The sequence below is a fragment of the Ruegeria sp. CDSC025 genome, from assembly GCF_059610805.1.
Genome location: NZ_JBXWOJ010000003.1, coordinates 285,480 through 309,165 on the forward strand (window position 1 = coordinate 285,480; position 23,686 = coordinate 309,165).

The window sequence follows — 23,686 nt, forward strand, 5'->3', positions numbered from 1 at the left end:
TTTCTGTTGGCTTCCGAAGGTTTTACTGGTTTTTGCGACACTGTCACGTGCTGCAGCTGCAAAAAAGCTCAGAATTCGCGCAAAATGACAGATTAAGCGATAAAGTGATCACACAAAATATTCTTGTGATCACAAATCAAATCAGACGAAACAGATGTTAGCGCCTGCAGCTCCGAATCCCTGCCACACTTATTTCAGACCGGCCGTTTGCTGGGTCACTTCCCGCAACAGTTTCTTTCGGATGCGGGCCGGATAATCCTCGAACCCGGCCGCCGAAACGACAAACGCTCCCTCACCTACAATGACGTTCTCAAAGAAATAGGCCGTCAAGTCGGGTTCGCTTTCCTCGATGGCGATGGCATTTACCGTGACACCTTTTCCACGCAACACATCGTGAATCTCGGACGGTTCAACCCCTTCGTTGGAAACCCCATCACCCGAAATATCAATCAGGTGCCGTTTGCATTCGGTTACCTCGCTGAAACTGGACATTGTGGTCTCAAGCGCCTCACCGATTGCAGTCGAAAAATTGCGCCAGACTCTGGCATCCGCAGCCACCTGTCTGGCGAAGCTATCTATGGCTTCAAAGCTATCCATATGTGTCCAGGGGATCGTCACCTTCTGACGAGAGGCTCCGGTCCATTGGACCAGCATCAACCGCGCATTCCCGCGCACCAGCGCCTCGGAGACGATGGGGTCACGCAATCCAGCGGCCAGGCCGTCCATTTGTATGCGGTATTCGTTCGAATCCACCGATCCCGAGACATCAACGGCCAGAGCCAAAGCAAGATCACACGCCTCGGCGGTCGGGGCCAGAAAGAAACAGGCGACGAAAGAGCGAAGCAGAGACATGGTTGCAGCCTAGCACGAATATTGCAGGCTGCGTTCAAATGAATGTGGGGTCAGACTGGCATCAAAGCCCAGTAGTCGAGGTCCAACAGAACGTTGGGCAGATATCGGCCATCGTCATTTTTCAACTCGAATGGCTCTCCACCCTTCGTGGCGACCAGCCGCAACCGGACCGCCCCAACGCCGGGGATGCCAGTTTCGGCTTTGTCCAGCACCTCAGACCAGGCCTTAATGGTATCGCCTGAGAAGCAAGGGTTGGCATGGGCGCCACCGTTCAACCCGACGATCATCTGCGCATTTGCCAATCCATTGAACGACAGGGTCCGCGCCATCGAGATCACGTACCCGCCATAGATAAGACGGCCTTCGGGGCGGAAGGTCAGATCGAAATGAACCTTGGCAGTGTTCTGCCAAAGCCGCGTGGCCAGCATATGCTCGGCTTCTTCCACGGTGACGCCGTCCACATGATCAATCTTTTCACCAATCGCGTAATCGCCCCACCGATGCGCCTCACCGGCCTGAACAAATTCATAGGAGGAAAAGTTCAGCCCTTGTGGCACTACCAGATCCTGAGGCTCCAGCGCCTGTTTCAACTCGGGCACCACCGTGTCCGGGGCGGGCGCGTCAGGGTTCGATTTGCGCACCATCACCCAGCGGACATACTCAATAACCACCTCATCGCGCTGGTTCAGGCCACGGGTTCGCACCCACACAACACCGGTTTTTCCGTTCGAGTTCTGCTTGACCCCAATCACTTCGGATTCCGACCGCAGCGTATCGCCGGGATAAACCGGCTTCAACCAACGCCCCTCAGCATAGCCCAGATTGGCCACTGCATTCAGCGATACATCAGGGACAGTCTTGCCAAACACCACGTGAAACGCCGCCAGATCATCGATCGGGCTTTGCGGCAGGCCACAATTCCGGGCGAACTCATCCGAGGAATACAGAGCATGACGCGCCGGATAGAGCGCATGATACAACGCCCGTTCGCCATCGGTCACGGTGCGAGGCACCGCGTGGTGCAGCACTTGCCCTACAGAATAATCCTCGAAGAAACGGCCCGGATTGGTTTTTGCCATTATTGCTGTCCCAGTTTCATTTCAGGGGAATAGTCGGTCGCAACCTCTTTGGTCACGGCCTGCGCACAACGCATCACGTTGTTTGCAGTGTCAAAGGCATAGGACGGGTCGCCATACAGCTCCCACCCTTTTGCCAGCGCGTCCGACACTTTGTGACAGAAGGCTGCGGTGTCTTCCTCGGTCAGCAGACGATAGAGTGTTGCCATGTTGTCAAACCTTTATGAACCAAACGGCGACGGGCCGACCAACCCGTGAATATAGCCGATAATGCCCAGCAGAACGATCGACGCGACAAAGAACATCGCATCCTTGCCGTAAGTGCCCGGCTCGCCCGGTGTCCAGTCCGGCTCGGATTTGTTGATCACGATCACTTCGACCACCGCCCAGGCCAGCAAGCCGCCGAACAGGACGATTGAGGCCAGATCACCATTGACCAGCAAATGCGCAAAGGCCCAGAGCTTCATGCCGCCCAGCATCGGGTGACGCAGCTTGTTCAGCAGACGACCCTTTTGGCCTGCGGGGCTCATCATATAGATAGCGATCAGCACCAGCAGGTTGTTGACGTGGATCAGAAAGGTCGGCGGCGACCATATTGGGATGAAATCGGTCATGCGATAACCGAAGATCATCAACAGGATTGACGCCAGCAGCGCCAGCGCCACCGCGCCCGCACCGCCTTTGCCCATCGCCGCGCGCTGGTCCGGCATCACGCGTTTGAACAGATGTGCGGCCCACCAGAGCGCCACACCAAGAATCAGAAGAACAAAGCCCATGCTGGCTTACCCCGCTTGCAAAGCTGAAATCGCCTCTGCTTTTGCCAGAGTTTCACGGGCGGTTGCAACGTGCAGGTTTTCCACGATCTTGCCATCGACGACCGCGACGCCCTGCCCTTGTGCTTCGGTCTCTTCAAAGGCGGTGATCTGGCGGCGGGCCAGATCGATTTCCTCATCCGATGGGGCGAAGGCGTCGTTGGTGACATCGACCTGTGCGGGATGGATAAGGGTCTTGCCGTCAAAGCCCATATCGCGGCCCTGCGCGCATTCGGCCGCCAGGCCTTCGCTGTCCTTGAAGGCGTTATAGACGCCATCTACGATGATCAGCCCCTCGGCCTTCGCGGCTAACAGGCACAGGCCCAGCGACGTCTGCAACGGCAGGCGGTCTGGGCGGAACCGTGTCTGCAATTCCTTAGCCAGATCGTTGGTGCCCATGACGAAGCCCGCCATCTGCGGATGCGCGGCAATTTCGGCGGCGTTCAGCATCCCGCGCGGCGTCTCCATCATGGCCCATATCGGCAGCTCACCGGTTATTGCGGCCAACGCATCCACATCTGCGGCAGAATTCACTTTGGGCAGCAGAACCACATCCACGTCCATGTCCCGCACGGCTAGGGCATCGGCCCGGCCCCATTCGGTATCTAGGCCATTGATTCGTACGATCTTGACCCGCGCCCCATAACCGCCAGCAGCCAAGGCAGCCCCCAGCGTTTCGCGCGCGTTGTTTTTTTCCTCCGCCGCGACCGCATCTTCGAGGTCAAAAATAACCGCATCAACAGGCAGGTTGCGGGCCTTGTCCAACGCCCGGTCTTTGGAACCGGGAATGTACAATACGGAACGGTAGGGTCGCTGACGGGAGTCCATTGGCTTCGGCCTCTTGAAATAATGTTGCGCAGAATGGGGCATTTTCTGTAGGAAAGTTCAAGCGCAAACTTGCCGCACCGCAGCATTAACGACGCAACGCGCGTTCCTTTAACCGTATTTCGGTCTGCACCGGTCACCGTCTTGGCAGATCGTAATCAAAAGGGTTCACCGATGAGCAAGACGCTGTTCAATATGACAATGGGGCTGGGTATCATGGTTCTGGCCGCCCAGCAGGTGCAGGCTCAAAGCTGCGCCCCCCGCGACGAGGTCATAACTCGACTGGCCGAGACTTATGGCGAAACGCGTAAGAGCATTGGCATCGCCCGACAAGGTGCGGTGATGGAAGTCTTTGCCTCTGATCAAAGCGGAAGCTGGACTATTACGGTGACATTACCGGATGGAATGACCTGCCTTGTGGCTTCGGGCCAGTCCTACGAAGATATGGCCGAAGCACTGCCGCCCAATGTCTAGCTCAGGGCCTCCCAGATCAGTTTTGTTCCGGTCAGCATCAGCAAAACGTAGGCAATACCAAAGAACAGGCGTTCGGATATCATGAAATGCGCGCGCACACCCAGCCATGCACCAAGCACGGCAAATGGAGCCAGCAACAAGTCGGCCAGCGCAGTGTGCCATGTGAACAGACCCAGATAGGCATACGGAATGAATTTAGCGACATTGATAACCCAGAAGACCAGCACAGTGCTCGCCTGAAACTCGGTTTTCGACAGACGCTGCGAGATCAGATAGACGGCGGCGGGCGGGCCGCCCGCATGACTGACAAAGCTGGTGAACCCGGAGACCAACCCCGCAAGAATTCCCGCAAATGGCGGCAGGCGATTGGCAAAGCCGCGGATCCAGCCCTTTCTCTGGGCCACATGCCAGATCACGAACCCCACTGAAATTCCTCCGATCAGCAGGCGCAGAAGGTCGTCATTCGTGGCGCGATACAGCCAGGCGCCCACTGCCACACCGGGTACTGCCCCCACGATCAGCAGGCGTGAATCCGGCCAGCTCCAGCGTTTCCAATAGGGGCCCAGCGTAGCGACGTCGATTACCATCAGAATCGGCAACATCAGTGCAAGCGCCTGTCCCGGTGTCAGGATCAGTGCCAGAATCGATGATGCGGCAAACGCCACCCCCGAGCCGAACCCACCCTTCGAGATGCCGGCGAAGATCACAGCAGGGATCGCCACGGCAAAAAACATCAGGTCCATCTCGAACATGCGGCGTCCCGTAAATATGCATGAGTCACAGGCGGTTTAGCGCAATCGGCAGGAGACATGCAAACGGTATGCGGTGGCATGCCGCGCCGCAGAAGGCTTGCGCAGCGCCGGTTTTAGGACTAGCAAAACCGCGATTTCAATACCGACCGGAGATTTTCCAAATGGCCAGACCCAAGATCGCGCTGATCGGCGCAGGTCAGATCGGCGGCACGCTCGCCCACCTCGCAGCAATGAAGGAACTCGGTGACGTCGTGCTGTTCGACATCGCCGAGGGCACTCCGGAAGGCAAGGCGCTGGATATCGCAGAATCCGGCCCTTCCGAAGGGTTCGACGCCAAGCTGAAAGGCACCCAGTCCTATGAGGACATTGCAGGCGCCGACGTTTGCATCGTCACCGCAGGTGTCCCACGCAAGCCAGGCATGAGCCGTGATGACCTGCTGGGCATCAACCTGAAAGTCATGAAGTCGGTTGGTGAAGGCATCGCCGCCAACGCGCCCGATGCTTTTGTCATCTGCATCACCAACCCGCTGGACGCGATGGTCTGGGCCCTACGTGAATTCTCGGGCATGCCGCACAACAAGGTCTGCGGCATGGCGGGCGTTCTGGACTCGGGCCGTTTTGCCCACTTCCTGTCGGAAGAATTCAACGTGTCCATGCGCGACGTCACTGCCTTTGTTCTGGGTGGCCACGGCGACACCATGGTTCCTTCGGTTCGTTATTCTACCGTTGCGGGCATCCCGCTTCCCGATCTGGTCGAGATGGGCTGGACCACACAAGAGAAACTGGACGCAATCGTACAGCGTACCCGGGACGGCGGGGCTGAAATCGTTGGCCTGCTGAAAACAGGTTCGGCTTTCTATGCGCCTGCCACATCGGCAATCGAAATGGCCGAAGCCTATCTGAAAGACCAGAAACGCGTCCTGCCCTGCGCCGCTTATTGTGACGGTGAACTGGGTGTCGAAGGCATGTATGTCGGCGTACCCACCGTGATCGGCGCAGGCGGTATCGAGCGTATCGTCAACATCAAGCTCAACGAAGAAGAGCAGGCCGGTTTCGACAACTCGGTCAACGCCGTGAAGGGCTTGATCGAAGCATGCAAAGGCATCGACAGCTCTCTGGCCTGATCCGTCTTATACGGTTAAACAGAACCCGGCTCACCTACGGTGGGCCGGGTCATTTTTTGGAAGATTGCCATGTCGTCTCAGGGATTTGTCATTGCCGCCAGCGGTAAGGATTACATCGAAACAGCGGTGGCCGCGGCGCAGTCGTTAAAGGCAGCGATGCCGGATGTACCGGTCGACCTGTTCACCGACCTCGAAAACATCCCGGGCACAGAAGTGTTTGACCAAATCCACATGCTGGACAAAAGCTGGTTCCGACCCAAGTTCGAAAGCCTTGTGCGGTCCCGGTTCGAAAAGACGGTCTATTTGGATGCCGATGTGCGCTGTCTGGCAGATATGTCGGATATCTTCACCGTCCTGGAGCAGTTTGATATCGCGATGGTCCATGACCCTTTGCGCAACTCGGCCCATGCGCAACGTGTTTGGAAAACTCCGCTGCCCAACGCATTTCCCCATCTCAATGGCGGGCTGGTTGGAATTCGCACTTCGGACGCAGTGCTGGATTTCCTGCGAGATGTACAAGAGACTATCATCTCGGAAAACCTGACCTCAGATCAGGCGCTGATCCGCGAAAAGCTGTTTGCCAGCGCGTTGCGACTGGCAGTTCTGCCACCCGAGTATAATTTCCTCGATTACCGTCAGGCCGAGATGTTCGGATTTCTGCACAGCGCCCCGCGCCTGCTGCATCACTACAAATTTCACAGCCGTCATGACAAGCGGCTGGACAGCGCTAGAACTGTCGCCGGTTTGGTAGGGCCCGATCTCGAACGTCATATCAACAGCCTTATCGAAGCCGACGTACAGCTCACGCCCGGCGCGTCGAAAAAAGTCCGACCACTGGTCGACAAAGGCTTGTTGGGCAAACTGCGCAAACTGGTGATGTCTGTGAAAAAGGGTATCGTCCGCCTCAGACGCGGATAGGTTAGCGCTAGCTTGAAAACGTCATATTCTATTGGGTGAATTTCCCGACGAATCAACGCTCAATACCGACTCAAGTTTTGTGATCACACCCTGAAATGCTGTGATCACAAATAATGAAAATCTTCGTGAAAAACCTACTCAACATCAAAAAAGCCTTTAAACTTACCCCTTAGACACGCCTATATCGGTCAATCGTAGTCAGACGGGACAGTTTCGATGAACATTCACGAATATCAGGCCAAAGCGCTTCTTCGCAGCTATGGCGCCCCGGTTTCCGACGGTCGCGCGGTCCTGCGCGCCGAGGAAGCTAAAACCGCAGCCGGTGAGTTGGACGGACCTCTTTGGGTCGTCAAAGCGCAGATCCACGCGGGCGGACGCGGAAAGGGGTCTTTCAAAGAATCCGATGCCGGGGAAAAAGGCGGTGTCCGTCTGACCAAGTCGGTTGAAGAGGCCGCCGAGGAAGCCAAAAAGATGCTAGGCCGCACACTGGTCACGCATCAGACTGGTCCTGCGGGCAAACAGGTCAACCGCATCTATATCGAGGCCGGTTCCGGCATCGAACGCGAACTGTACCTGGCCCTGTTGGTAGACCGCCAGACCAGCCGCATCTCATTCGTCTGCTCGACCGAAGGCGGCATGGATATCGAAGAGGTGGCCGCAGCCACGCCTGAGAAAATCTTGTCCTTCTCGGTTGACCCAGCCACCGGTTATCAGGCCTATCACGGCCGCCGCATCGCATTCTCACTGGGTCTGCAGGGCGCACAGGTCAAACAATGCGTTAAGCTGATGAGCCAGCTCTATGCCGCCTTCGTCGAGAAGGACATGGAAATGCTGGAGATCAACCCGCTGATCGTCTCCGACAGCGGCGACCTCAAGGTGCTGGACGCCAAGGTCAGTTTTGACGGCAACGCGATGTACCGCCACCCGGATATTTCAGAACTGCGCGACACGACCGAGGAAGACCCCAAGGAACTGGAAGCCAGCAAATACGACCTGAACTACATCGCGCTGGATGGTGAGATCGGCTGCATGGTCAACGGTGCCGGTCTGGCCATGGCGACGATGGACATTATCAAGCTCTATGGGGCCGAACCTGCCAACTTCCTCGACGTCGGCGGCGGCGCCACCAAAGAGAAAGTCACCGAAGCGTTCAAGATCATCACCTCGGACCCGCAGGTCAAAGGCATTCTGGTCAACATCTTCGGCGGCATCATGCGCTGTGACGTGATTGCTGAGGGCGTTGTGGCCGCGGTGAAAGAGGTCGGCCTGCAAGTTCCGCTGGTCGTGCGTCTGGAGGGCACCAATGTCGAGAAAGGCAAAGAGATCATCAACACCTCTGGCCTGGACGTGATCGCAGCGGACAACCTGAAAGACGGTGCCGAGAAGATCGTGAAGGCGGTTAAGGGTTAAGCTGTGAAGATTACTAACAAAGCAGCCTTATTGGCGTGTGTCGCGACTCTGACAGCTTGTGGCGCACCTTCTGCAGAAAAAATCGCCGCCGTCTCATTCAGCGAAGCCGAAACGAACCAGCCCGTTCAATTGTTTTCGGAGGCTTGTTTGAAGACGCTACCCAACTTCGACGGGTTCATAAAGGTTGTAGAAAAACGTGGTTTGACAAGCTCAGTTAAGCGAGGCGAAAATACTGCTTACATAGCACCCGGTGAAAAATTCATGACCGCCACTGTGTTCCAAGAGGACGGCAAAGCGGCATGCGCCGTCGCTTTCTTGGGCGCCAATAATAGTGAAGAAGTCGGCGGATTGTTCCTAGACGCAGCAAGCCGACGCACGGGTGGAGCCCCAAAAGATCGCTTCCCAAGCGGTCGGTTTAATTACGCTTATCAGCTCAAAAACGGCAGCGTGATGGTCTACGAAGCCAAAGAAAAAAGTGGCCAGTTTCGGCATATCGTTCTGATATCCAAACCCGTACCTCGAGAGGAGGTTGCGGCTTACATCTACGACTAGGGCCAACAAAGAGGCATTGCAGTCTTTGCCTTTTGAAACGGATTTCAGCGATCTCATTCGCATACATAAGGAGAACGCCAAATGGCAGTCCTCATCGACGAAAATACCAAAGTGATCTGTCAGGGCTTTACCGGCTCGCAGGGCACATTCCACTCTGAACAGGCCATCGCTTATGGCACCAAGATGGTCGGCGGCGTGACCCCCGGCAAAGGCGGGATGACCCATCTTGACCTGCCCGTGTTCAACTCGGTCCACGAGGCCAAGCATGTGACAGAGGCCAATGCCAGCGTGATCTATGTGCCGCCGCCCTTCGCGGCGGACTCGATCCTCGAAGCGATTGATGCCGAGATGGAAGTGATCGTCTGCATCACCGAAGGCATCCCGGTTCTGGACATGATGAAGGTGAAGCGCGCTCTGGAAGGCTCTAGCTCGCGCCTGATCGGTCCGAACTGCCCCGGTGTGATCACGCCTGACGCCTGCAAAATCGGCATCATGCCCGGCCACATCCACAAGCGCGGCTCGGTCGGCGTTGTGTCGCGTTCGGGCACCCTGACCTATGAGGCCGTCAAGCAGACCACTGATGTGGGTCTGGGCCAGTCCACCTGTGTGGGCATCGGCGGCGACCCGATCAAAGGCACCGAGCATATCGACGTGCTGGAATGGTTCCTGGCCGATGACGAAACCCATTCGATCATTATGATCGGTGAAATCGGTGGTTCCGCCGAAGAAGAAGCCGCGCAGTTCCTGGCGGATGAGGCCAAGAAGGGCCGTTCCAAACCCACGGCGGGTTTCATCGCTGGCCGCACAGCCCCTCCGGGCCGCCGCATGGGTCACGCGGGCGCGATTGTCGCCGGTGGCAAAGGCGGAGCCGAGGACAAGATCGAAGCCATGCGCTCGGCCGGTATCGTCGTGGCCGAAAGCCCCGCACAGCTGGGTGAGGCTGTGCTGGAAGCGATTGGGTGAGCTGTGACTCCCTGTTGCCCATATGAGCTGAGGGCGGCGCCCAACTGCGGGTGGGTGCGAAGCACCTGCCCGTCAATTCTTTGGTTTGCCTTCGGCAAAACGGGGTGGACGGACGCTGCCCGGCGATGCCGCTGGGCAGGACTCGTTGTAGCGGTCGCCTGCTTAGGTAACCTAGCCAGCGCCGACGCATCTAGTGAAGCACCGATGGATCAATTCATCGTTCGCGCCATTCCTGGCGTCACAGGTGGCTCGACAAAAACATTGGGCGATGACCGCATCTCATTTACTTATTTGAGCATTCGTGTCGACGATGAAGAGTTGCAAGCAGCTGCCGATTTTTGGTGCTCGCAATTTGAAGGATCCGCTAGACTTGTTTCCGATACTTCGGTCGGCAGCTCACTTCTGCTATTTGAACGCCGCCAGTCAGTTTTCGACTGCCCGGTCCAAAATTAGGGGCAAGGCATGAGCCAAACAACAACCATGACCTTCTCTGACGCCATCCGCACCTGTTTCGCCAAGTTCTTCACCTTCTCAGGGAGAGCCTCGCGGCCTGAATACTGGTTCTTTTTCCTGTTCATCGTGATCTGGAGCATCATCGCCGGGATCATCGATGCGCAGTTTTTCACACAGGTCGCCGTGAGCGAAACAGAAACCTCCAAATCTGTTTCCGTCACGTCCTCGCAGCCTGTGCAAAGCATCGTCAGCCTGATCGTCTTCTTCCCGCATCTGGCCGTCGCATGGCGGCGGATGCATGATACCGGGCGCAGCGGGCTGTATGCGCTGCTGCCAATCCTGCTGTTCTTTGGCGCCGGGGCCGTACTGGTCTTTGGCATCGGCCTCGCCTCGCATTTCCAGCATGGCGGCAATCTGGACATCCTGTTCACCCGCGCCACGCTGCTGATCGTCATTCCGACATTTATCGTTCTGTTTGTGTCGCCCCTCCTGGTCCTATGGTGGCTGACCCGCCCCAGCCAGCCAGGCACCAACCAATACGGTCCCAATCCTTCAGAGGTCCCTCAATGAACCTGCTGAGCGTAAACTCTCTACAAGCGGCCCCTGTGGCCAGAAAGGCCATCTGACATGGTTTTGGTTTGCCATGAGCACAAATTCATCTATCTCAAGACGACGAAGACTGCGGGAACCTCTACCGAGATAGCGCTTCAGCCTTTATGCGAAGAACCCGGTCTTCCGCGGCTTGAAAATGGGCAAATCCGCGTATCGAAATACGGTATTGTCGGTGCTCGTGGGAAAACTGCAGGTTTGGTCCGGCCGAAATGGCAGTTCTGGCGCAAATACGCATGGCGCAACCATATGCCTGCGAAACAGGTTCGAGCCAATCTTGGGGCAAAGACCTTTGATTCCTATACAAAGATCGCCAATGTGCGGAATCCTTTCGATCGTGCTGTATCCGACTACCACTTTCGGAAACATCAGCAAGGATTGCCCTCGGAAGACCCGCAGACCGAAATTGCTCAGTTCAAAGAGTTCATCCGGTCAAAGGCCTGGGGCAATAACTGGGAGATAGTCTCGATCAACAACAAGCTGATCGTGGACAAGTTCGTCCGCAAGGAAAACCTGCAGTCAGATCTGAAAGAGATTTATCGCTCCTTTGGGCTGCCGGAAGACAGCTTTGAATTGCCGCACGAAAAGTCGATGGCCGAACGACGAAAAGGCATTCCAGTGCCCGATTATTTCGACGCAGATACGATAGACATCGTTCGACGAAGAATGGCCTGGGTATTCGAGGCCGGAAACTACCCCGAAGATCCGCAAAACTAAATCCTACCAAATCCGAAATCGCATTTGAGGTCCTACAATGACCGAACATTCGCCCAACTCTGCCTTCCACGCCTCAAGCTTTATGCAGGGGCATAATGCCGAATATCTGGAGCAGCTCTACGCCCAGTATACCAAGAACCCCGGCGCGGTGGATGCCGCCTGGGCCGAGTTCTTCAAGGCCATGGGCGACGCCTCGCCTGATGTCCAGCGCGAGGCCGAGGGACCTTCGTGGGCGCGGTCCGACTGGCCGCCGATGCCGACGGATGATCTGACCGGTGCGTTGACTGGCGAATGGGCCGAGATCGACGCCAAGGCGGCGGGCAAGAAGATCAAGGAAAAAGCCGCCGACAAAGGTGTTGCCGTCAGCGAAGACCAGATTAAACGCGCAGTTTTGGACAGTCTGCGGGCGCTGATGCTGATCCGGGCCTATCGTATTCGGGGTCATCTGGCCGCCGATCTGGACCCTTTGGGCATGCGGGCTGCCAGCACGCATCCGGAATTGGACCCCAAGACTTATGGGTTTACCGATGCCGATATGGATCGCCCGATCTTTATCGACAACGTGCTGGGCCTGCAGATGGCCAGCATGCGCCAGATCGTCGAGATCGTGAAACGCACCTATTGCGGCACCTTCGCGCTGCAATACATGCATATTTCGAACCCGGAAGAGGCTGCCTGGCTGAAGGAACGGATCGAAGGCTATGGCAAGGAAATCGCGTTCACCAAAGAGGGCCGCAAGGCCATCCTGAACAAGATGGTCGAGGCCGAAGGGTTCGAAAAGTTCCTGCACGTGAAATACATGGGCACCAAGCGCTTTGGTCTGGACGGCGGCGAAGCACTGATCCCCGCGATGGAACAGATCATCAAACGCGGCGGGGCCCTAGGCCTAAGCGATATTGTCATCGGCATGCCACACCGCGGACGTCTGAACATTCTAGCGAATGTAATGGCCAAGCCATACCGCGCCATCTTTAACGAATTCCAGGGGGGCAGCTTCAAGCCTGAGGACGTGGATGGCTCGGGCGATGTAAAATACCACCTAGGCGCCTCAAGCGACCGCGAATTTGACGGCAACAGCGTACACCTGTCATTGACCGCTAACCCAAGCCACCTTGAGGCGGTGAACCCTGTTGTTCTGGGCAAGGTCCGCGCCAAGCAGGATCAGTTGAACGACACCGACCGGACCAGAGTCATGGCCATTCTACTGCATGGCGATGCGGCCTTTGCCGGTCAGGGTGTCGTTGCCGAAGGATTCGGCCTGTCCGGCCTGCGCGGTCACAGGACCGGCGGCACCATGCATATCGTGGTGAACAACCAGATCGGCTTTACAACCGCACCGCATTTCTCGCGCTCCAGCCCTTATCCCACGGATATCGCACTGATGGTTGAAGCCCCGATCTTCCACGTGAATGGCGACGACCCCGAGGCGGTGGTACACGCAGCCAAGGTTGCGACCGAGTTTCGCCAGAAGTTCCACAAGGACGTGGTTCTGGATATATTCTGCTATCGCCGGTTCGGGCATAACGAGGGCGACGAGCCCATGTTCACCAACCCGATCATGTACAAGAAGATCAAGACCCATAAGACCACGCTGTCACTATACACGGAACGGCTGGTCAAGGACGGGTTGATCCCCGAAGGCGAGATCGAAGATATGAAAGCCGCCTTCCAGGCCCATCTGAATGATGAGTTCGAAGCCGGCAAAGACTATAAGCCCAACAAGGCCGACTGGCTGGACGGGCGTTGGGCGCATCTGGATAAGAACAAAGACGAATATGTTCGCGGCGATACTGCGATTGCACCAGAAACCCTGGCCGAGGTTGGCGCATCGCTAACCCGGGCCCCCGAGGGATTTGCACTCCATAAAACTGTCGGCCGCCTGCTGGACCACAAAAAGCAAATGTTCGAAACCGGCAAAGGCTTTGACTGGGCCACGGGTGAGGCGCTTGCCTTTGGATCATTGCTGACCGAAGGCTATCCAGTTCGCCTGTCGGGACAGGACGCGACGCGCGGTACGTTCAGCCAGCGCCATTCCGGCTTTATCAATCAGGAAACTGAAGAGCGGTACTATCCACTGAACAACATCCGGGCTGGTCAATCACAATATGAGGTGATCGACTCGATGCTGTCGGAATACGCGGTTCTGGGCTTTGAATACGGCTTTTCCCTGGCTGAACCCAACGCTCTGACCCTGTGGGAGGCGCAGTTCGGCGATTTCGCCAACGGTGCGCAGATCATGTTCGATCAGTTCATCAGCTCGGGCGAAAGCAAATGGCTGCGCATGTCCGGTCTGGTGACCCTGCTGCCGCACGGGTTCGAAGGGCAAGGGCCTGAACACTCGTCCTCGCGTCTGGAACGCTTTCTGCAGATGTGTGGTCAGGACAACTGGATCGTAGCCAACTGCACGACGCCTGCGAACTACTTCCACATCCTGCGCCGTCAGCTGCACAGAACCTTCCGCAAGCCTCTGATCCTGGTGACACCGAAATCTCTGCTGCGCCACAAGCTGGCGATCAGCACGGCCGAGGATTTCACCACCGGCTCCAGCTTCCACCGGGTGCTGTGGGACGACGCGCAAAAGGGTAACTCGGACACAACCCTGGTCAAGGATGACAAAATCAAGCGGGTCGTGATGTGTTCCGGCAAGGTCTATTTCGACCTGCTGGAAGAGCGTGACGCGCGCGGCATCGACGATGTCTATCTGATGCGGATCGAACAGTACTATCCGTTCCCCGCGCATTCGCTGATCAATGAACTGGAACGGTTCAAAGGAGCCGAAATCATCTGGTGTCAGGAAGAGCCCAAGAACCAGGGTGCATGGTCCTTTATCGAACCCAATATCGAATGGGTCCTGACCCGGATCGGCGCCAAACATACCCGCCCGGTCTATGTCGGCCGCGCCACCTCGGCCTCACCTGCGACAGGTCTGGCCAGCCAACATAAAGCCCAACAAGAAGCGCTGGTGAACGAAGCGCTGAGCATTGAAGGAAAGTAATGATGTCCATTGAAGTTCGTGTTCCCACGCTGGGCGAATCCGTTACCGAAGCCACCGTCGCCACCTGGTTCAAGAAACCCGGTGATGCAGTCGCGGTCGATGAAATGCTGTGCGAGCTTGAAACCGACAAGGTCACGGTCGAGGTCCCCTCGCCCGCCGCTGGCGTGATGGGTGAGGTTGTCGCCGCCGAAGGCGAAACCGTTGGTGTTGATGCCCTGCTGGCGACAATCGTCGCCGGAGAAGGCGCCGCCCCGGCCCCAGCCGCCGCACCTGCGCCTGCCGCAGCACCGGCAGCCTCGGGCGGCAGCGTTGATGTGATGGTGCCCACGCTGGGCGAATCCGTGACCGAAGCGACGGTCTCGACCTGGTTCAAACAGGTCGGTGACAGCGTCGCACAGGACGAGATGCTGTGTGAGCTGGAAACCGACAAGGTCTCGGTCGAGGTTCCCGCTCCTGCGGCGGGTGTTCTAGCAGAAATCGTTGCCCCTGAAGGCGCAACTGTAGACGCCGCAGCCAAGCTGGCGGTGATCTCGGGTTCAGCAGCAGGGGCAGTAGCCGCTCCGGCAGCGGCAGCACCTGCAGCGGGCAGCAGCGATGGTGGTGGCAAAGACATAGCCAACGCGCCTTCGGCTGAGAAAGCCATGGCCCAGGCTGGCCTGTCCGCCGATCAGGTCACGGGAACCGGACGCGACGGACGTATCATGAAGGAAGATGTGGCCAAGGCAGTCGCGGCCCCAGCGCCCGCTGTCGCGGCACCCGCACCTGCGACCCAGGCACCACGCGCACCCGTAGCCGCACAGGATGCCAGCCGCGAGGAACGTGTGCGTATGACACGCCTGCGCCAGACCATCGCCAAACGCCTGAAAGACAGCCAGAACACCGCCGCCATGCTGACCACCTATAATGAGGTGGACATGACCGAGGTGATGGCCCTGCGCAACCAGTACAAAGACCAGTTCGAGAAGAAGCACGGCGTCCGTCTGGGCTTTATGTCCTTCTTCACCAAGGCCTGCTGTCATGCACTGAAAGAAGTGCCCGAAGTGAATGCCGAGATTGATGGCACCGACATTGTCTATAAGAACTTTGTGCATATGGGTGTCGCCGCAGGCACGCCGACCGGTCTTGTTGTTCCGGTCATCCGTGATGCAGATTCGATGTCATTTGCCGCGATCGAAAAGGCAATCGCCGAAAAGGGCAGGCGCGCCCGTGACGGCAAGCTGAGCATGGAAGAGATGCAGGGCGGCACCTTCACCATTTCGAACGGCGGCGTCTATGGCTCGCTGATGTCCTCGCCGATTCTGAACCCGCCGCAGTCGGGTATTCTTGGTATGCACAAGATTCAGGACCGTCCGATGGCCATCAACGGTGAGGTCAAGATCCGCCCGATGATGTATCTGGCTCTGTCCTATGACCACCGGATCGTGGACGGCAAAGGTGCTGTGACCTTCCTAGTGCGCGTGAAAGAGGCACTGGAAGACCCACGCCGCCTGCTGATGGATCTGTAACCATGGCAACTCATGTACTCTGGCAGGCTGACGTTGCCGATTTCGATGTCTGGCTGAAGGTGTTTCGCGAGGACAAGCCGATGCGCAAGGCTGCGGGTATCCGCGACCTCCACGTCTGGCGCGACCCGGACCAGCGCGATCATGCCATCGCCATGTTCGAAGTTACGAACCTGGACAAGGCGAGGGCTTTTTTCGGGTCCGAGGAACTGGCGATGCATCACGAACGGGGCGGCATTGCCCATATCACGATCAAGCTGCTGGAGCCGGTTTAGAGTTCGCAAATGACCAACGTGAGAAACGAAGCTGGAGAAGTATCGCGCCTTGAACAGTCAAATGTTCTTGGGCTTGCCTATGTTCGAACGATGATCCTATTGAACGCAGGTAGCATACTGGCTTTGATGACATTTATTGGAAATGCATCTGCTCAGACTGCGGTCTACTTGTCACTAGGTGCAATCAAACTGGCAATGCTGAGTTTTCTGGTAGGAATAGCTTCGATTTTGTTGGCGCTGTTGGTTTCTTACTCGGCCACTGCGTCAGCGCCCGAGACAAGCTACTCCAAGTTCTGGAACAAGCGTATCATCTGGACAAACGCAGTTTTGGCTTTGATATCACTCGGATTCTTCACAGCTGGTGTAGCTGTTCTCCTCTGTGGGGCGCAGTCTCTTTGAATATGCAAATCCAAAAACTCTCGATCAGAGAGGAAATGTTAAAAAGGAAAACCCATGGCAAACTATGACGTCATCGTAATCGGAGCAGGCCCCGGCGGCTATGTCTGCGCCATCCGCTGCGCGCAGCTGGGGTTGAAAACCGCCGTGGTCGAAGGGCGTGAGACGCTGGGCGGCACCTGCCTCAACGTGGGCTGCATTCCGTCCAAGGCGCTGTTGCATGCCAGCCATCAGCTGCACGAGGCCGAGCATAACTTTGCCAAGATGGGCCTCAAGGGCAAAAGCCCTTCGGTCGATTGGAAGCAGATGCAGGCCTATAAGGACGAAGTCATTGACGGCAACACCAAGGGCATCGAATTCCTGTTCAAGAAGAACAAGATCGACTGGCTGAAAGGCTGGGGTTCGATCCCGGCCGCTGGGCAGGTCAAGGTGGGTGACGAGGTGCATGAAGCCAAGAACATCATCATCGCGTCCGGGTCCGAGCCTTCCGCGCTGCCTGGTGTCGAAGTGGATGAAAATGTCGTCGTGACCTCAACCGGCGCGCTGGCGCTGGGCAAGATTCCGAAAAAGATGGTCGTCATCGGCGCAGGTGTGATCGGACTTGAACTAGGCTCGGTCTACAGCCGTCTGGGCGCCGAAGTGACAGTTATCGAATTCCTCAAGGAAATCACCCCGGGCATGGACCCTGAGGTTCAGAAAACCTTCCAGCGCATCCTCAAGAAACAGGGCCTGAACTTTGTCATGGGTGCTGCGGTGCAAAAGGCCGAAGCCACCAAGACCAAGGCCAAGGTAACTTATAAGCTGCTGAAGGATGACAGCGAGCATGTGATTGACGCCGATACCGTCCTTGTCGCTACTGGGCGCAAACCGTTCTCGGATGGTTTGGGGCTGGACGCTTTGGGTGTTGAAATGACACCCCGCGGTCAGATCAAGGTAGGCGCCGATTGGCAGACTAATGTGCCGGGCGTCTATGCCATCGGCGACGTGACTGAAGGCCCGATGCTGGCGCATAAGGCCGAAGACGAGGGCATGGCCGCCGCCGAACAGGTTGCGGGCAAGCATGGGCATGTGAACTATGGCGTCATTCCGGGCGTGATCTACACCTGGCCCGAGGTCGCCAATGTCGGAGAGACCGAGGCGACGCTCAAAGAACAGGGCCGTGCCTATAAGGTCGGAAAGTTCATGTTCATGGGCAATGGCCGCGCCAAGGCGAACTTTGCCTCGGATGGTTTCGTCAAGATTCTGGCAGACAAGGAAACCGACCGCATTCTGGGTGCGCATATCATTGGCCCGGCTGCGGGTGATTTGATTCACGAGGTCTGCGTGGCGATGGAATTCGGCGCCTCGGCCGAAGATCTGGCGCTGACCTGTCACGCGCATCCGACATATTCCGAAGCGGTGCGTGAGGCGGCCCTGGCCTGCGGTGACGGGCCAATTCACAGCTAAAAAAAGGACCCCGGTGACTAGGTCGCCGGGGTCAACCATGCATCGAGATAGACCCTCAACCGGTCGGTAAAACCGGTCGAGGCGTGCAAGGCGCAGAACTTAAGGGACATGGCCTGAATGGCAAAGGCCTGAACACCTTCGGCCAACAGCTCGGTCGGAATGTCCTGTCGGACATCCGCAGCGTCAAGCCACATCATCACCACACGAAAGTAGCGCTCAAAGCAATATGCGATTGGTCCGATATCGGCGATAGCCGTCGCCCCCGAATATCTTATCAACAAGTCAAAGACATACCGTTCGGATGTCATGAAGCTGTGAACCGGCTGCAGGGCGGTCATGATATCATTCACCGATTTGGGCGCTGTCCCAGCCTCGGCCTGATCGAGGCAGGCATTCAGCCGATCTGCGATCAGAAGCTCCATCAAGGCATCCTTGTCGCGAAAATGCGCGAAGAACGTCCCTTTGGCGACGCCAGCGCTCTGGACGACCTCTTCTACCCTCAGCGCCTCGTATCCGCTGTTTTCAATGAGCGCCTCGGCAGCCGCCAAAAGCCGGGCCCGAGTTTTGAGAGTTCGTTTCTGGGGTGGTTTTTGCATATGGTTTGCTCGCATGTTTTCTGACCATGGTCAAATTTTTATTGACCGCGGTCATTTTCCGATTCTATAAGTGACCATGGTCATTTTCAGGAGAGCCCCATGCAACCGAAGAAAATACTCGTCCTCGACGGACACCCCGCCGATAGCAGCCTGTCGCGGACCTTTGCTGAAACTTATGCCGACGCCGCCCGAGGCAAGGGACATGACGTACGTCTAGTCCATCTGAGTGAGATGCAGTTCGACTTTGATTTTGGCCAGGGCAATTATCACGATTTCAAACCGCTAGAACCGGTTCTTGAGCAGGTATTGCAAGATTTCGAATGGAGCGAGCATCTGGTCTTGACCACACCAATGTGGTGGGGCGGATTGCCCGCAAAACTCAAAGGTCTGATCGACCGGATGTTCATCCCCGGACGCACCTTTGACACGCGAAACACCACTAAGATTGGATTGCCCGCCCCGATGCTGAGCGGACGCACCGCGCGCGTCATTCTGACATCAGATACGCCGGGTTGGTTCATGCGCCTGATCTATCGCCAGGCCCTGATCCGCCAGGTACGCGATCAGATATTGGGATTTGTTGGCTTCAAGCCGACCCGGTTCACCTATTTTGCCGGGGCAAGTTATCCCAAACCGGGTCACGTGGACCGCTGGGTCAGCAAGATCGCCAAGATCGGAGCCGCCGCGGCTTGAGGGCGTTTGCGTCACTATGCCCAGCCGAAACCACCGCCAAGGCGTTGGCGGACACAGGCGATCAGCGGATCACGTCAGGCCGGCAACCACCTCAGATGCTCGCTATTTGACCGAATGGCGACTGGCGGCATCTGCATCGGGCGCTTGGTAAGACGATGGGCGCCGTTTCTTTTTCAGAATACGCCACGCATCTCTGAACGGCAGGAAATAGAGCTTCATGCAGGTGTCCATCTCGTGACCCTTGTCCTTCTCGGTCACGCCGAATTTCACGTCCCTGTTATCCTCGGGCATGATGTAGGTGCCGAACAACACATCCCAGAACGGAAACATGAAGGCGAAGTTTTTGTCCAGATGGTCCGGGTGGCAACTGTGATGCACGTGGTGATGCGCAGGCGAGGGAAAAACTTTCGACCACACACCCGGCCAACGCAACCAGATATGGGAATGTCGCAGATTATAGCCTCCGACATTGAACAAGAACATCAGCACCGGCACGCCCAGCAATGCCGGCATGTTCGGCTGGTACCCTAACAGTCGAAACGCAAACCCGGTTACTGCGCCGGCACCAAACCCAATCGCAACATTGTAGAGGATATTGTCTATCGGATGTTCGCGAAAATTCGACAACGGGTGCATCACCTCGGCGCTGTGATGAACTTTGTGAAATTGCCACAACAGCGGGACCTTATGCTGCAGGTAATGGGCTGCGTAGCCGATGAAATCCATAATCAGGAATAGAATGAGCATGTAGGTGAAGGTAGCCAAAGCCCCCAACCAGCCAACCAAGGGCTCTGCCCGGGGTGAGTTATTGGGGTCAAGCCCACCGCTTGCCCATTGATAGGACAAGGCGGCTGATCCGGCCAGCAGACCCAATATCAGGAAATGCCCGATCAGTTTGTGGAAAAAGAAATAGCGGATATCGAGCCATGCCGAAGGGTGGTCCCAGACCTTGCGGGGAAACAGAAACCCCAGAAAGCTGCTCTCTCCGTCTACATGTGACGCGTTTCTGCGCTTCACGGCATAGATGGCGAAGGCAATCAGCAGAGAACTGCCGACATAGACATAGAAAATCCGGTTCGTGGGATCCAAAGGAGACGTAAACACATAGCGGGCGTGGTTCAGGAAAGAATCCCAAACTGAACTAAGCTGCTCCATTGACGGCTCCTGTATTCTGTATTTGCCTCACGGTTATCTACTTACTTACCCGTGTGACGATTCTTTGACCAAACCTTGATAAGTAAACAGGCTACCACATCGTTTTTGCGGCGCGTTGCCCCCAGGCCTCATCATATTGCGTGCCACCTTCCTCGCCGTCTGACGCTTCGGCCAGGATTTCACCCATTGTCGGCAATATGGCGGCTTCGTCCCCGCTGCTCCAAGTCCGCGCACGCATCAGCGCACGGGCACATTGAGTGTAGACCTCTCTAATGTCGATGACGATCACGGTGGCCGGAAGCCTGCCTTGTTTTTCGAACCGGGTTCGAAGGTCTTGGTCCGCTGTCAGTCGGGCCGACCCGTTGACGCGCACAACATTGTTCGACCCTGGGACCATGAACATCAAGGACACACGCGGATCGCGCACGATATTGCGCAAGCTGTCCAGCCGGTTGTTTCCGCGCCAGTCGGGCATCGCCAATGTCTTTGGATCCAGTTCCAGAATCACCGGACCATCATCGCCACGTGGGCTGCCATCGACCCCTTCGGGCCCAACCGTACTGAGTACGCATAGCCGCGAAGCCATGACCCATTGCCGGTACAGAGGCGTCAACCGGTGCGCTACTTTACGCAATGATGGGGCGCCCGGTGCGCCGTAATGTCTCTCGAGCGTTTCGATATCGTCAATGAACTGCATCAGGATCAAACCCCACTTCTGTCATCAAAGCGTTCGAGCGCGTCTCGATCACATCTTCCAATCGGTCCAGAAAGCGCACACGTTCGACGCCGGGTTCTATCGGATCAAGGAAGTCGACGATCGCAAGGCCGGGTTTGCGCATCACGCCGCTGCGGGGCCAGAACACTCCGGCATTTGTTGCAACAGGTACGCAAGGGATTCCCAAGCCTTCGTACAGGACGGCAGTTCCAACCTTATACGGTTTGTGAACGCCGGGCGCGACACGGGTGCCTTGCGGATAGATCACCAACTGGCCAGGTTCTGTAAATTCCTTCGCCACATCCTGGACCATCTTGGCCACAGCGGCGCCCTTCTTGCCGCGATTGACCGGGATGCACCCTAGGCGGCTTGCGTAAAGCCCAATGACTGGCGTCCACAGCAATTCGCGCTTCATAATGAACTTGCCATGAGGAATCGCGCTAAAGATCATGATGATATCGAGGAAAGACTGGTGTTTGGCCCCGATAACCACCTCGTCCACTGGCACAGTCCCGCGAATTTCGCATCGAATACCAACCATCCAACGCGCCAGCCACATGGTTGTGTACGCATAGGTCTTGCATGCATGCAGCGCTCCGCGCTTTGCAAACATGGCGTAAGGAGCAAACACGAGGCCAAGGACCAGCATCCACATGTAGATCACGATCATGAAGACCAGTGAGCGGACCCATTGAATTGGAGTGGCCATTACGAAAGCTCCTTCAATTTGCGGTTTGCCGCAGTCCATGTGGCTAGAAAGGCCACCGCAGCACCCAGTACCGGGATGAGGGCTGGCAACAGCCACCCTGCCCCCTGAAAGCCCAGGCCCGTCAGAAAGCCGCCCTCGTCCGACGATGCCTCGGGCAGCAACAACACACCTGTCATTCCGAACAGCACACCAACCATCGCACCAAAAAATGCGCGGTAGGTGAAGCGGCGAACAAACGCATTGGCAATAAATCGATCCCGGGCCCCGACAAGACGCAGCACTTCGATAATCTGCGCGTTGGCTGCCAGCGACGCATTGGCCGCCAATGTGATCATGGCGGCGGTCGCTCCGCCAATCAGAAGGATTGAGACCCAGCCAAGCCTCCGGAGCGAGCGGGCCGCATCAACCAAAGGTTCGCGCCAGCGCGAGTGGTCGTCCAGTACGGCTCCGGGCACCTCGGCCCCAAGACGCAGGCGCAATCCTGCTGCATCCAGACCAGGCTCACCTTCGACAATTTCGATCAGCTGCGGCACGGGCAGCGTGTCCAGTGGCAAATCCGGGCCAAACCAGGGCGACAACAGCGCAATCTGCTCCTCGATGGTCAACGCCCGGGCAGAGGCGACACCGGGTGTTTGCGACAGCACCGTCAGCGCGGTTTCAGTCTGGGCGGCCATCTGGTCGGCCGGGGCATTGATCCGCACCGTGGCAGCGCCGGCAAGTTCGCTTGCCCAGCGGTCTGCCACTCGCCCCGACGCCAATGACAGAGCCAGCGCGAACACCGCAAGAAAGCCCATCGCACCGGACACGAACAGTGTGAGATGTGCAGTATAGCCAGTGGGCGGAACAACCCGATCGGCACGACCATCACGTTTCAACAGGTTGCGGAAGGTTTCCACGTTCATAGATCCGCCCCCGCCAGTTGAATTTGGCGCTGCGAGATGCGCAAAACACGCGCCTGCACCTGGCTTTTCGCCGCACGGATCAGGCTAAGATCATGGGTCGCAATCAAGACTGTCTTGCCCATCTTGTTCAATTCGACCAGCAGGCGCAAAAGGCGCTGAGACATTTCCCAATCCACATTGCCCGTCGGCTCATCGGCCAGCACGACATCCGGCGACAGCATCACCGCACGGGCCAGCGCCGCACGCTGGCGTTCACCGCCTGACAGCTCTGGTGGCAGCGCGTCAAGACGCGCACCCAGCCCGACCCAGTTTAACAGATCTGACAGATCTGTTTGCTCGGCAATTTCCGCCTTACCGGATACCATCAACGGCAAAGCGACATTCTCGGCCAAAGTCATGTGATCCAGAAACCGGCAATCCTGATGCACCACACCTATCCGGCGGCGCATCAGGGCCATCTGATCGCGGTTAAGGCGGGCGATATCCTGATCGAACACGCTCAGCCTTCCCGATGTGGGCAGCAATGCGCCATAGCAGAGCTTTAACAGGGTTGTTTTGCCAGCACCGGACGGCCCGGTCAGGAAATGAAACGACCCCGGTTGAAGCTTAAGCGATACGTCGCTCAGCAATTCACCTCCACCATAGGTGTAGCTGACATGGTCCAGCTCGATCACGGGGGCCCCCAATTTTTGTGCCGCTCTTCTTGCCCCAGCGCGGTTCAGGTTTCAATGCCCGTACCGGGTCCAAATGGTGACACTTGGCCCG

Annotated in this window: 27 protein-coding genes; 15 read left to right on the plus strand and 12 right to left on the minus strand. The window is 57.1% G+C overall.

Features of this window, described 5'->3' with window-relative positions; all coding sequences use genetic code 11:
- Window positions 1-189 precede the first annotated feature (189 nt).
- The 5 genes from AC2FH8_RS06830 to AC2FH8_RS06850 are packed head-to-tail and all read right to left on the minus strand — an operon-like array spanning window position 190 to window position 3,568.
- Window positions 190-852 (minus strand): DUF1194 domain-containing protein, encoded by a 663-nt coding sequence (locus AC2FH8_RS06830; protein ID WP_142635494.1) that lies wholly within the window; start codon window positions 850-852, stop codon window positions 190-192.
- Window positions 853-902: 50 nt separating this feature from the next.
- Window positions 903-1,931 (minus strand): MaoC family dehydratase, encoded by a 1,029-nt coding sequence (locus AC2FH8_RS06835; RefSeq protein ID WP_496688975.1) that lies wholly within the window; start codon window positions 1,929-1,931, stop codon window positions 903-905.
- Window positions 1,931-2,137 carry a DUF1737 domain-containing protein gene (locus AC2FH8_RS06840; RefSeq protein WP_142635490.1) on the minus strand — a complete coding sequence of 69 codons (207 nt, stop codon included), beginning with the start codon at window positions 2,135-2,137 and terminating at the stop codon, window positions 1,931-1,933. The genes AC2FH8_RS06835 and AC2FH8_RS06840 overlap by 1 nt, the downstream gene beginning before the upstream one ends.
- Before the next feature lie 12 nt (window positions 2,138-2,149).
- Window positions 2,150-2,704: an NnrU family protein gene (locus tag AC2FH8_RS06845; protein WP_496688977.1), complete on the minus strand. Its 555-nt coding sequence runs from the start codon at window positions 2,702-2,704 to the stop codon at window positions 2,150-2,152.
- 6 nt (window positions 2,705-2,710) lie between these two features.
- The gene (locus AC2FH8_RS06850; protein WP_496688979.1) at window positions 2,711-3,568 is read right to left on the minus strand and encodes an HpcH/HpaI aldolase/citrate lyase family protein; all 858 of its coding nucleotides are present in this window, start codon (window positions 3,566-3,568) and stop codon (window positions 2,711-2,713) included.
- A gap of 171 nt (window positions 3,569-3,739) precedes the next feature.
- Here AC2FH8_RS06850 and AC2FH8_RS06855 point away from each other — a divergent pair, with 171 nt between their 5' ends.
- Entirely contained in the window at window positions 3,740-4,039 is a 300-nt protein-coding gene (locus AC2FH8_RS06855; RefSeq protein ID WP_271948426.1) for a hypothetical protein, read from the plus strand.
- On the opposite strand, the gene AC2FH8_RS06860 is transcribed toward AC2FH8_RS06855, so the two are convergent.
- Window positions 4,036-4,791, minus strand: coding sequence for a sulfite exporter TauE/SafE family protein (locus tag AC2FH8_RS06860; protein WP_282027254.1), 756 nt, complete (start codon window positions 4,789-4,791; stop codon window positions 4,036-4,038). The genes AC2FH8_RS06855 and AC2FH8_RS06860 overlap by 4 nt on opposite strands.
- Window positions 4,792-4,952: 161 nt before the next feature.
- On the opposite strand from AC2FH8_RS06860, the gene mdh reads away from it, so the two are divergent.
- The 13 genes from mdh to lpdA all read left to right on the plus strand — a co-directional run bounded on the left by mdh (window position 4,953) and on the right by lpdA (window position 18,151).
- The gene (gene mdh / locus AC2FH8_RS06865) at window positions 4,953-5,915 is read left to right on the plus strand and encodes a malate dehydrogenase (RefSeq protein ID WP_142635480.1); all 963 of its coding nucleotides are present in this window, start codon (window positions 4,953-4,955) and stop codon (window positions 5,913-5,915) included.
- A gap of 69 nt (window positions 5,916-5,984) precedes the next feature.
- A complete protein-coding gene (locus AC2FH8_RS06870) occupies window positions 5,985-6,833 on the plus strand; it encodes a putative nucleotide-diphospho-sugar transferase (RefSeq protein ID WP_496688982.1) in 849 nt (282 codons plus the stop codon).
- 216 nt (window positions 6,834-7,049) lie between these two features.
- Window positions 7,050-8,243, plus strand: coding sequence for an ADP-forming succinate--CoA ligase subunit beta (sucC, locus tag AC2FH8_RS06875; protein ID WP_496688984.1), 1,194 nt, complete (start codon window positions 7,050-7,052; stop codon window positions 8,241-8,243).
- Between the two features lie 3 nt (window positions 8,244-8,246).
- Window positions 8,247-8,795, plus strand: a complete 549-nt coding sequence (locus AC2FH8_RS06880) for a hypothetical protein (protein WP_496688986.1) — start codon at window positions 8,247-8,249, stop codon at window positions 8,793-8,795.
- 81 nt (window positions 8,796-8,876) lie between these two features.
- The gene (gene sucD / locus AC2FH8_RS06885; RefSeq protein WP_109312903.1) at window positions 8,877-9,758 is read left to right on the plus strand and encodes a succinate--CoA ligase subunit alpha; all 882 of its coding nucleotides are present in this window, start codon (window positions 8,877-8,879) and stop codon (window positions 9,756-9,758) included.
- Between the two features lie 204 nt (window positions 9,759-9,962).
- Window positions 9,963-10,211: a hypothetical protein gene (locus tag AC2FH8_RS06890; protein ID WP_142635470.1), complete on the plus strand. Its 249-nt coding sequence runs from the start codon at window positions 9,963-9,965 to the stop codon at window positions 10,209-10,211.
- Between the two features lie 27 nt (window positions 10,212-10,238).
- Window positions 10,239-10,781, plus strand: a complete 543-nt coding sequence (locus AC2FH8_RS06895; RefSeq protein WP_496689161.1) for a DUF805 domain-containing protein — start codon at window positions 10,239-10,241, stop codon at window positions 10,779-10,781.
- 57 nt (window positions 10,782-10,838) lie between these two features.
- On the plus strand, window positions 10,839-11,537 hold the full coding sequence (locus AC2FH8_RS06900; protein WP_496676596.1) for a sulfotransferase family 2 domain-containing protein: 699 nt from the start codon (window positions 10,839-10,841) through the stop codon (window positions 11,535-11,537).
- A gap of 37 nt (window positions 11,538-11,574) precedes the next feature.
- Complete coding sequence (locus tag AC2FH8_RS06905) at window positions 11,575-14,532, plus strand: 2-oxoglutarate dehydrogenase E1 component (RefSeq protein WP_496688989.1); 2,958 nt, start codon at window positions 11,575-11,577, stop codon at window positions 14,530-14,532.
- A gap of 2 nt (window positions 14,533-14,534) precedes the next feature.
- On the plus strand, window positions 14,535-16,037 hold the full coding sequence (odhB, locus tag AC2FH8_RS06910; protein WP_496688991.1) for a 2-oxoglutarate dehydrogenase complex dihydrolipoyllysine-residue succinyltransferase: 1,503 nt from the start codon (window positions 14,535-14,537) through the stop codon (window positions 16,035-16,037).
- Window positions 16,038-16,039: 2 nt separating this feature from the next.
- Window positions 16,040-16,309 carry a hypothetical protein gene (locus AC2FH8_RS06915; RefSeq protein ID WP_496688993.1) on the plus strand — a complete coding sequence of 90 codons (270 nt, stop codon included), beginning with the start codon at window positions 16,040-16,042 and terminating at the stop codon, window positions 16,307-16,309.
- A gap of 9 nt (window positions 16,310-16,318) precedes the next feature.
- A complete protein-coding gene (locus tag AC2FH8_RS06920; RefSeq protein WP_496688995.1) occupies window positions 16,319-16,708 on the plus strand; it encodes a hypothetical protein in 390 nt (129 codons plus the stop codon).
- Between the two features lie 54 nt (window positions 16,709-16,762).
- Complete coding sequence (lpdA, locus tag AC2FH8_RS06925) at window positions 16,763-18,151, plus strand: dihydrolipoyl dehydrogenase (RefSeq protein WP_496688997.1); 1,389 nt, start codon at window positions 16,763-16,765, stop codon at window positions 18,149-18,151.
- A 17-nt stretch (window positions 18,152-18,168) separates the two neighbouring features.
- On the opposite strand, the gene AC2FH8_RS06930 is transcribed toward lpdA, so the two are convergent.
- Window positions 18,169-18,747 (minus strand): TetR/AcrR family transcriptional regulator, encoded by a 579-nt coding sequence (locus tag AC2FH8_RS06930; protein ID WP_142635458.1) that lies wholly within the window; start codon window positions 18,745-18,747, stop codon window positions 18,169-18,171.
- Between the two features lie 99 nt (window positions 18,748-18,846).
- On the opposite strand from AC2FH8_RS06930, the gene AC2FH8_RS06935 reads away from it, so the two are divergent.
- On the plus strand, window positions 18,847-19,440 hold the full coding sequence (locus tag AC2FH8_RS06935) for an NAD(P)H-dependent oxidoreductase (RefSeq protein ID WP_142635456.1): 594 nt from the start codon (window positions 18,847-18,849) through the stop codon (window positions 19,438-19,440).
- A gap of 102 nt (window positions 19,441-19,542) precedes the next feature.
- On the opposite strand, the gene AC2FH8_RS06940 is transcribed toward AC2FH8_RS06935, so the two are convergent.
- From AC2FH8_RS06940 to AC2FH8_RS06960, 5 genes are all read right to left on the minus strand, one after another.
- Window positions 19,543-20,595 (minus strand): sterol desaturase family protein, encoded by a 1,053-nt coding sequence (locus AC2FH8_RS06940; RefSeq protein WP_496688999.1) that lies wholly within the window; start codon window positions 20,593-20,595, stop codon window positions 19,543-19,545.
- A gap of 91 nt (window positions 20,596-20,686) precedes the next feature.
- A complete protein-coding gene (locus AC2FH8_RS06945) occupies window positions 20,687-21,292 on the minus strand; it encodes a pyridoxamine 5'-phosphate oxidase family protein (RefSeq protein ID WP_496689001.1) in 606 nt (201 codons plus the stop codon).
- Window positions 21,279-22,019 (minus strand): lysophospholipid acyltransferase family protein, encoded by a 741-nt coding sequence (locus AC2FH8_RS06950; RefSeq protein ID WP_496689003.1) that lies wholly within the window; start codon window positions 22,017-22,019, stop codon window positions 21,279-21,281. Before AC2FH8_RS06950 ends, AC2FH8_RS06945 begins: the two co-directional genes overlap by 14 nt.
- Entirely contained in the window at window positions 22,019-22,921 is a 903-nt protein-coding gene (locus AC2FH8_RS06955) for a cell division protein FtsX (protein WP_281995228.1), read from the minus strand. The genes AC2FH8_RS06950 and AC2FH8_RS06955 overlap by 1 nt, the downstream gene beginning before the upstream one ends.
- Window positions 22,918-23,595 (minus strand): cell division ATP-binding protein FtsE, encoded by a 678-nt coding sequence (locus AC2FH8_RS06960; protein ID WP_142635446.1) that lies wholly within the window; start codon window positions 23,593-23,595, stop codon window positions 22,918-22,920. Before AC2FH8_RS06960 ends, AC2FH8_RS06955 begins: the two co-directional genes overlap by 4 nt.
- Window positions 23,596-23,686: the final 91 nt, after the last annotated feature.

Excerpts from the sequence above, each read along its gene's own strand:
- AC2FH8_RS06860 (WP_282027254.1), bottom strand. The coding sequence starts at position 4,791 with ATGTTCGAGATGGACCTGATGTTTTTTGCCGTGGCGATCCCTGCTGTG.
- AC2FH8_RS06945 (WP_496689001.1), bottom strand. The coding sequence starts at position 21,292 with ATGCAGTTCATTGACGATATCGAAACGCTCGAGAGACATTACGGCGCA.
- AC2FH8_RS06895 (WP_496689161.1), top strand. The coding sequence starts at position 10,239 with ATGACCTTCTCTGACGCCATCCGCACCTGTTTCGCCAAGTTCTTCACC.
- AC2FH8_RS06840 (WP_142635490.1), bottom strand. The coding sequence starts at position 2,137 with ATGGCAACACTCTATCGTCTGCTGACCGAGGAAGACACCGCAGCCTTC.
- lpdA (WP_496688997.1), top strand. The coding sequence starts at position 16,763 with ATGGCAAACTATGACGTCATCGTAATCGGAGCAGGCCCCGGCGGCTAT.
- AC2FH8_RS06940 (WP_496688999.1), bottom strand. The coding sequence starts at position 20,595 with ATGGAGCAGCTTAGTTCAGTTTGGGATTCTTTCCTGAACCACGCCCGC.
- AC2FH8_RS06930 (WP_142635458.1), bottom strand. The coding sequence starts at position 18,747 with ATGCAAAAACCACCCCAGAAACGAACTCTCAAAACTCGGGCCCGGCTT.
- odhB (WP_496688991.1), top strand. The coding sequence starts at position 14,535 with ATGTCCATTGAAGTTCGTGTTCCCACGCTGGGCGAATCCGTTACCGAA.
- AC2FH8_RS06900 (WP_496676596.1), top strand. The coding sequence starts at position 10,839 with ATGGTTTTGGTTTGCCATGAGCACAAATTCATCTATCTCAAGACGACG.
- AC2FH8_RS06920 (WP_496688995.1), top strand. The coding sequence starts at position 16,319 with ATGACCAACGTGAGAAACGAAGCTGGAGAAGTATCGCGCCTTGAACAG.
- AC2FH8_RS06870 (WP_496688982.1), top strand. The coding sequence starts at position 5,985 with ATGTCGTCTCAGGGATTTGTCATTGCCGCCAGCGGTAAGGATTACATC.
- AC2FH8_RS06835 (WP_496688975.1), bottom strand. The coding sequence starts at position 1,931 with ATGGCAAAAACCAATCCGGGCCGTTTCTTCGAGGATTATTCTGTAGGG.
- AC2FH8_RS06845 (WP_496688977.1), bottom strand. The coding sequence starts at position 2,704 with ATGGGCTTTGTTCTTCTGATTCTTGGTGTGGCGCTCTGGTGGGCCGCA.
- AC2FH8_RS06935 (WP_142635456.1), top strand. The coding sequence starts at position 18,847 with ATGCAACCGAAGAAAATACTCGTCCTCGACGGACACCCCGCCGATAGC.
- sucC (WP_496688984.1), top strand. The coding sequence starts at position 7,050 with ATGAACATTCACGAATATCAGGCCAAAGCGCTTCTTCGCAGCTATGGC.
- AC2FH8_RS06915 (WP_496688993.1), top strand. The coding sequence starts at position 16,040 with ATGGCAACTCATGTACTCTGGCAGGCTGACGTTGCCGATTTCGATGTC.
- AC2FH8_RS06830 (WP_142635494.1), bottom strand. The coding sequence starts at position 852 with ATGTCTCTGCTTCGCTCTTTCGTCGCCTGTTTCTTTCTGGCCCCGACC.
- AC2FH8_RS06890 (WP_142635470.1), top strand. The coding sequence starts at position 9,963 with ATGGATCAATTCATCGTTCGCGCCATTCCTGGCGTCACAGGTGGCTCG.
- sucD (WP_109312903.1), top strand. The coding sequence starts at position 8,877 with ATGGCAGTCCTCATCGACGAAAATACCAAAGTGATCTGTCAGGGCTTT.
- AC2FH8_RS06955 (WP_281995228.1), bottom strand. The coding sequence starts at position 22,921 with ATGAACGTGGAAACCTTCCGCAACCTGTTGAAACGTGATGGTCGTGCC.
- AC2FH8_RS06850 (WP_496688979.1), bottom strand. The coding sequence starts at position 3,568 with ATGGACTCCCGTCAGCGACCCTACCGTTCCGTATTGTACATTCCCGGT.
- AC2FH8_RS06855 (WP_271948426.1), top strand. The coding sequence starts at position 3,740 with ATGAGCAAGACGCTGTTCAATATGACAATGGGGCTGGGTATCATGGTT.
- AC2FH8_RS06950 (WP_496689003.1), bottom strand. The coding sequence starts at position 22,019 with ATGGCCACTCCAATTCAATGGGTCCGCTCACTGGTCTTCATGATCGTG.
- mdh (WP_142635480.1), top strand. The coding sequence starts at position 4,953 with ATGGCCAGACCCAAGATCGCGCTGATCGGCGCAGGTCAGATCGGCGGC.
- AC2FH8_RS06905 (WP_496688989.1), top strand. The coding sequence starts at position 11,575 with ATGACCGAACATTCGCCCAACTCTGCCTTCCACGCCTCAAGCTTTATG.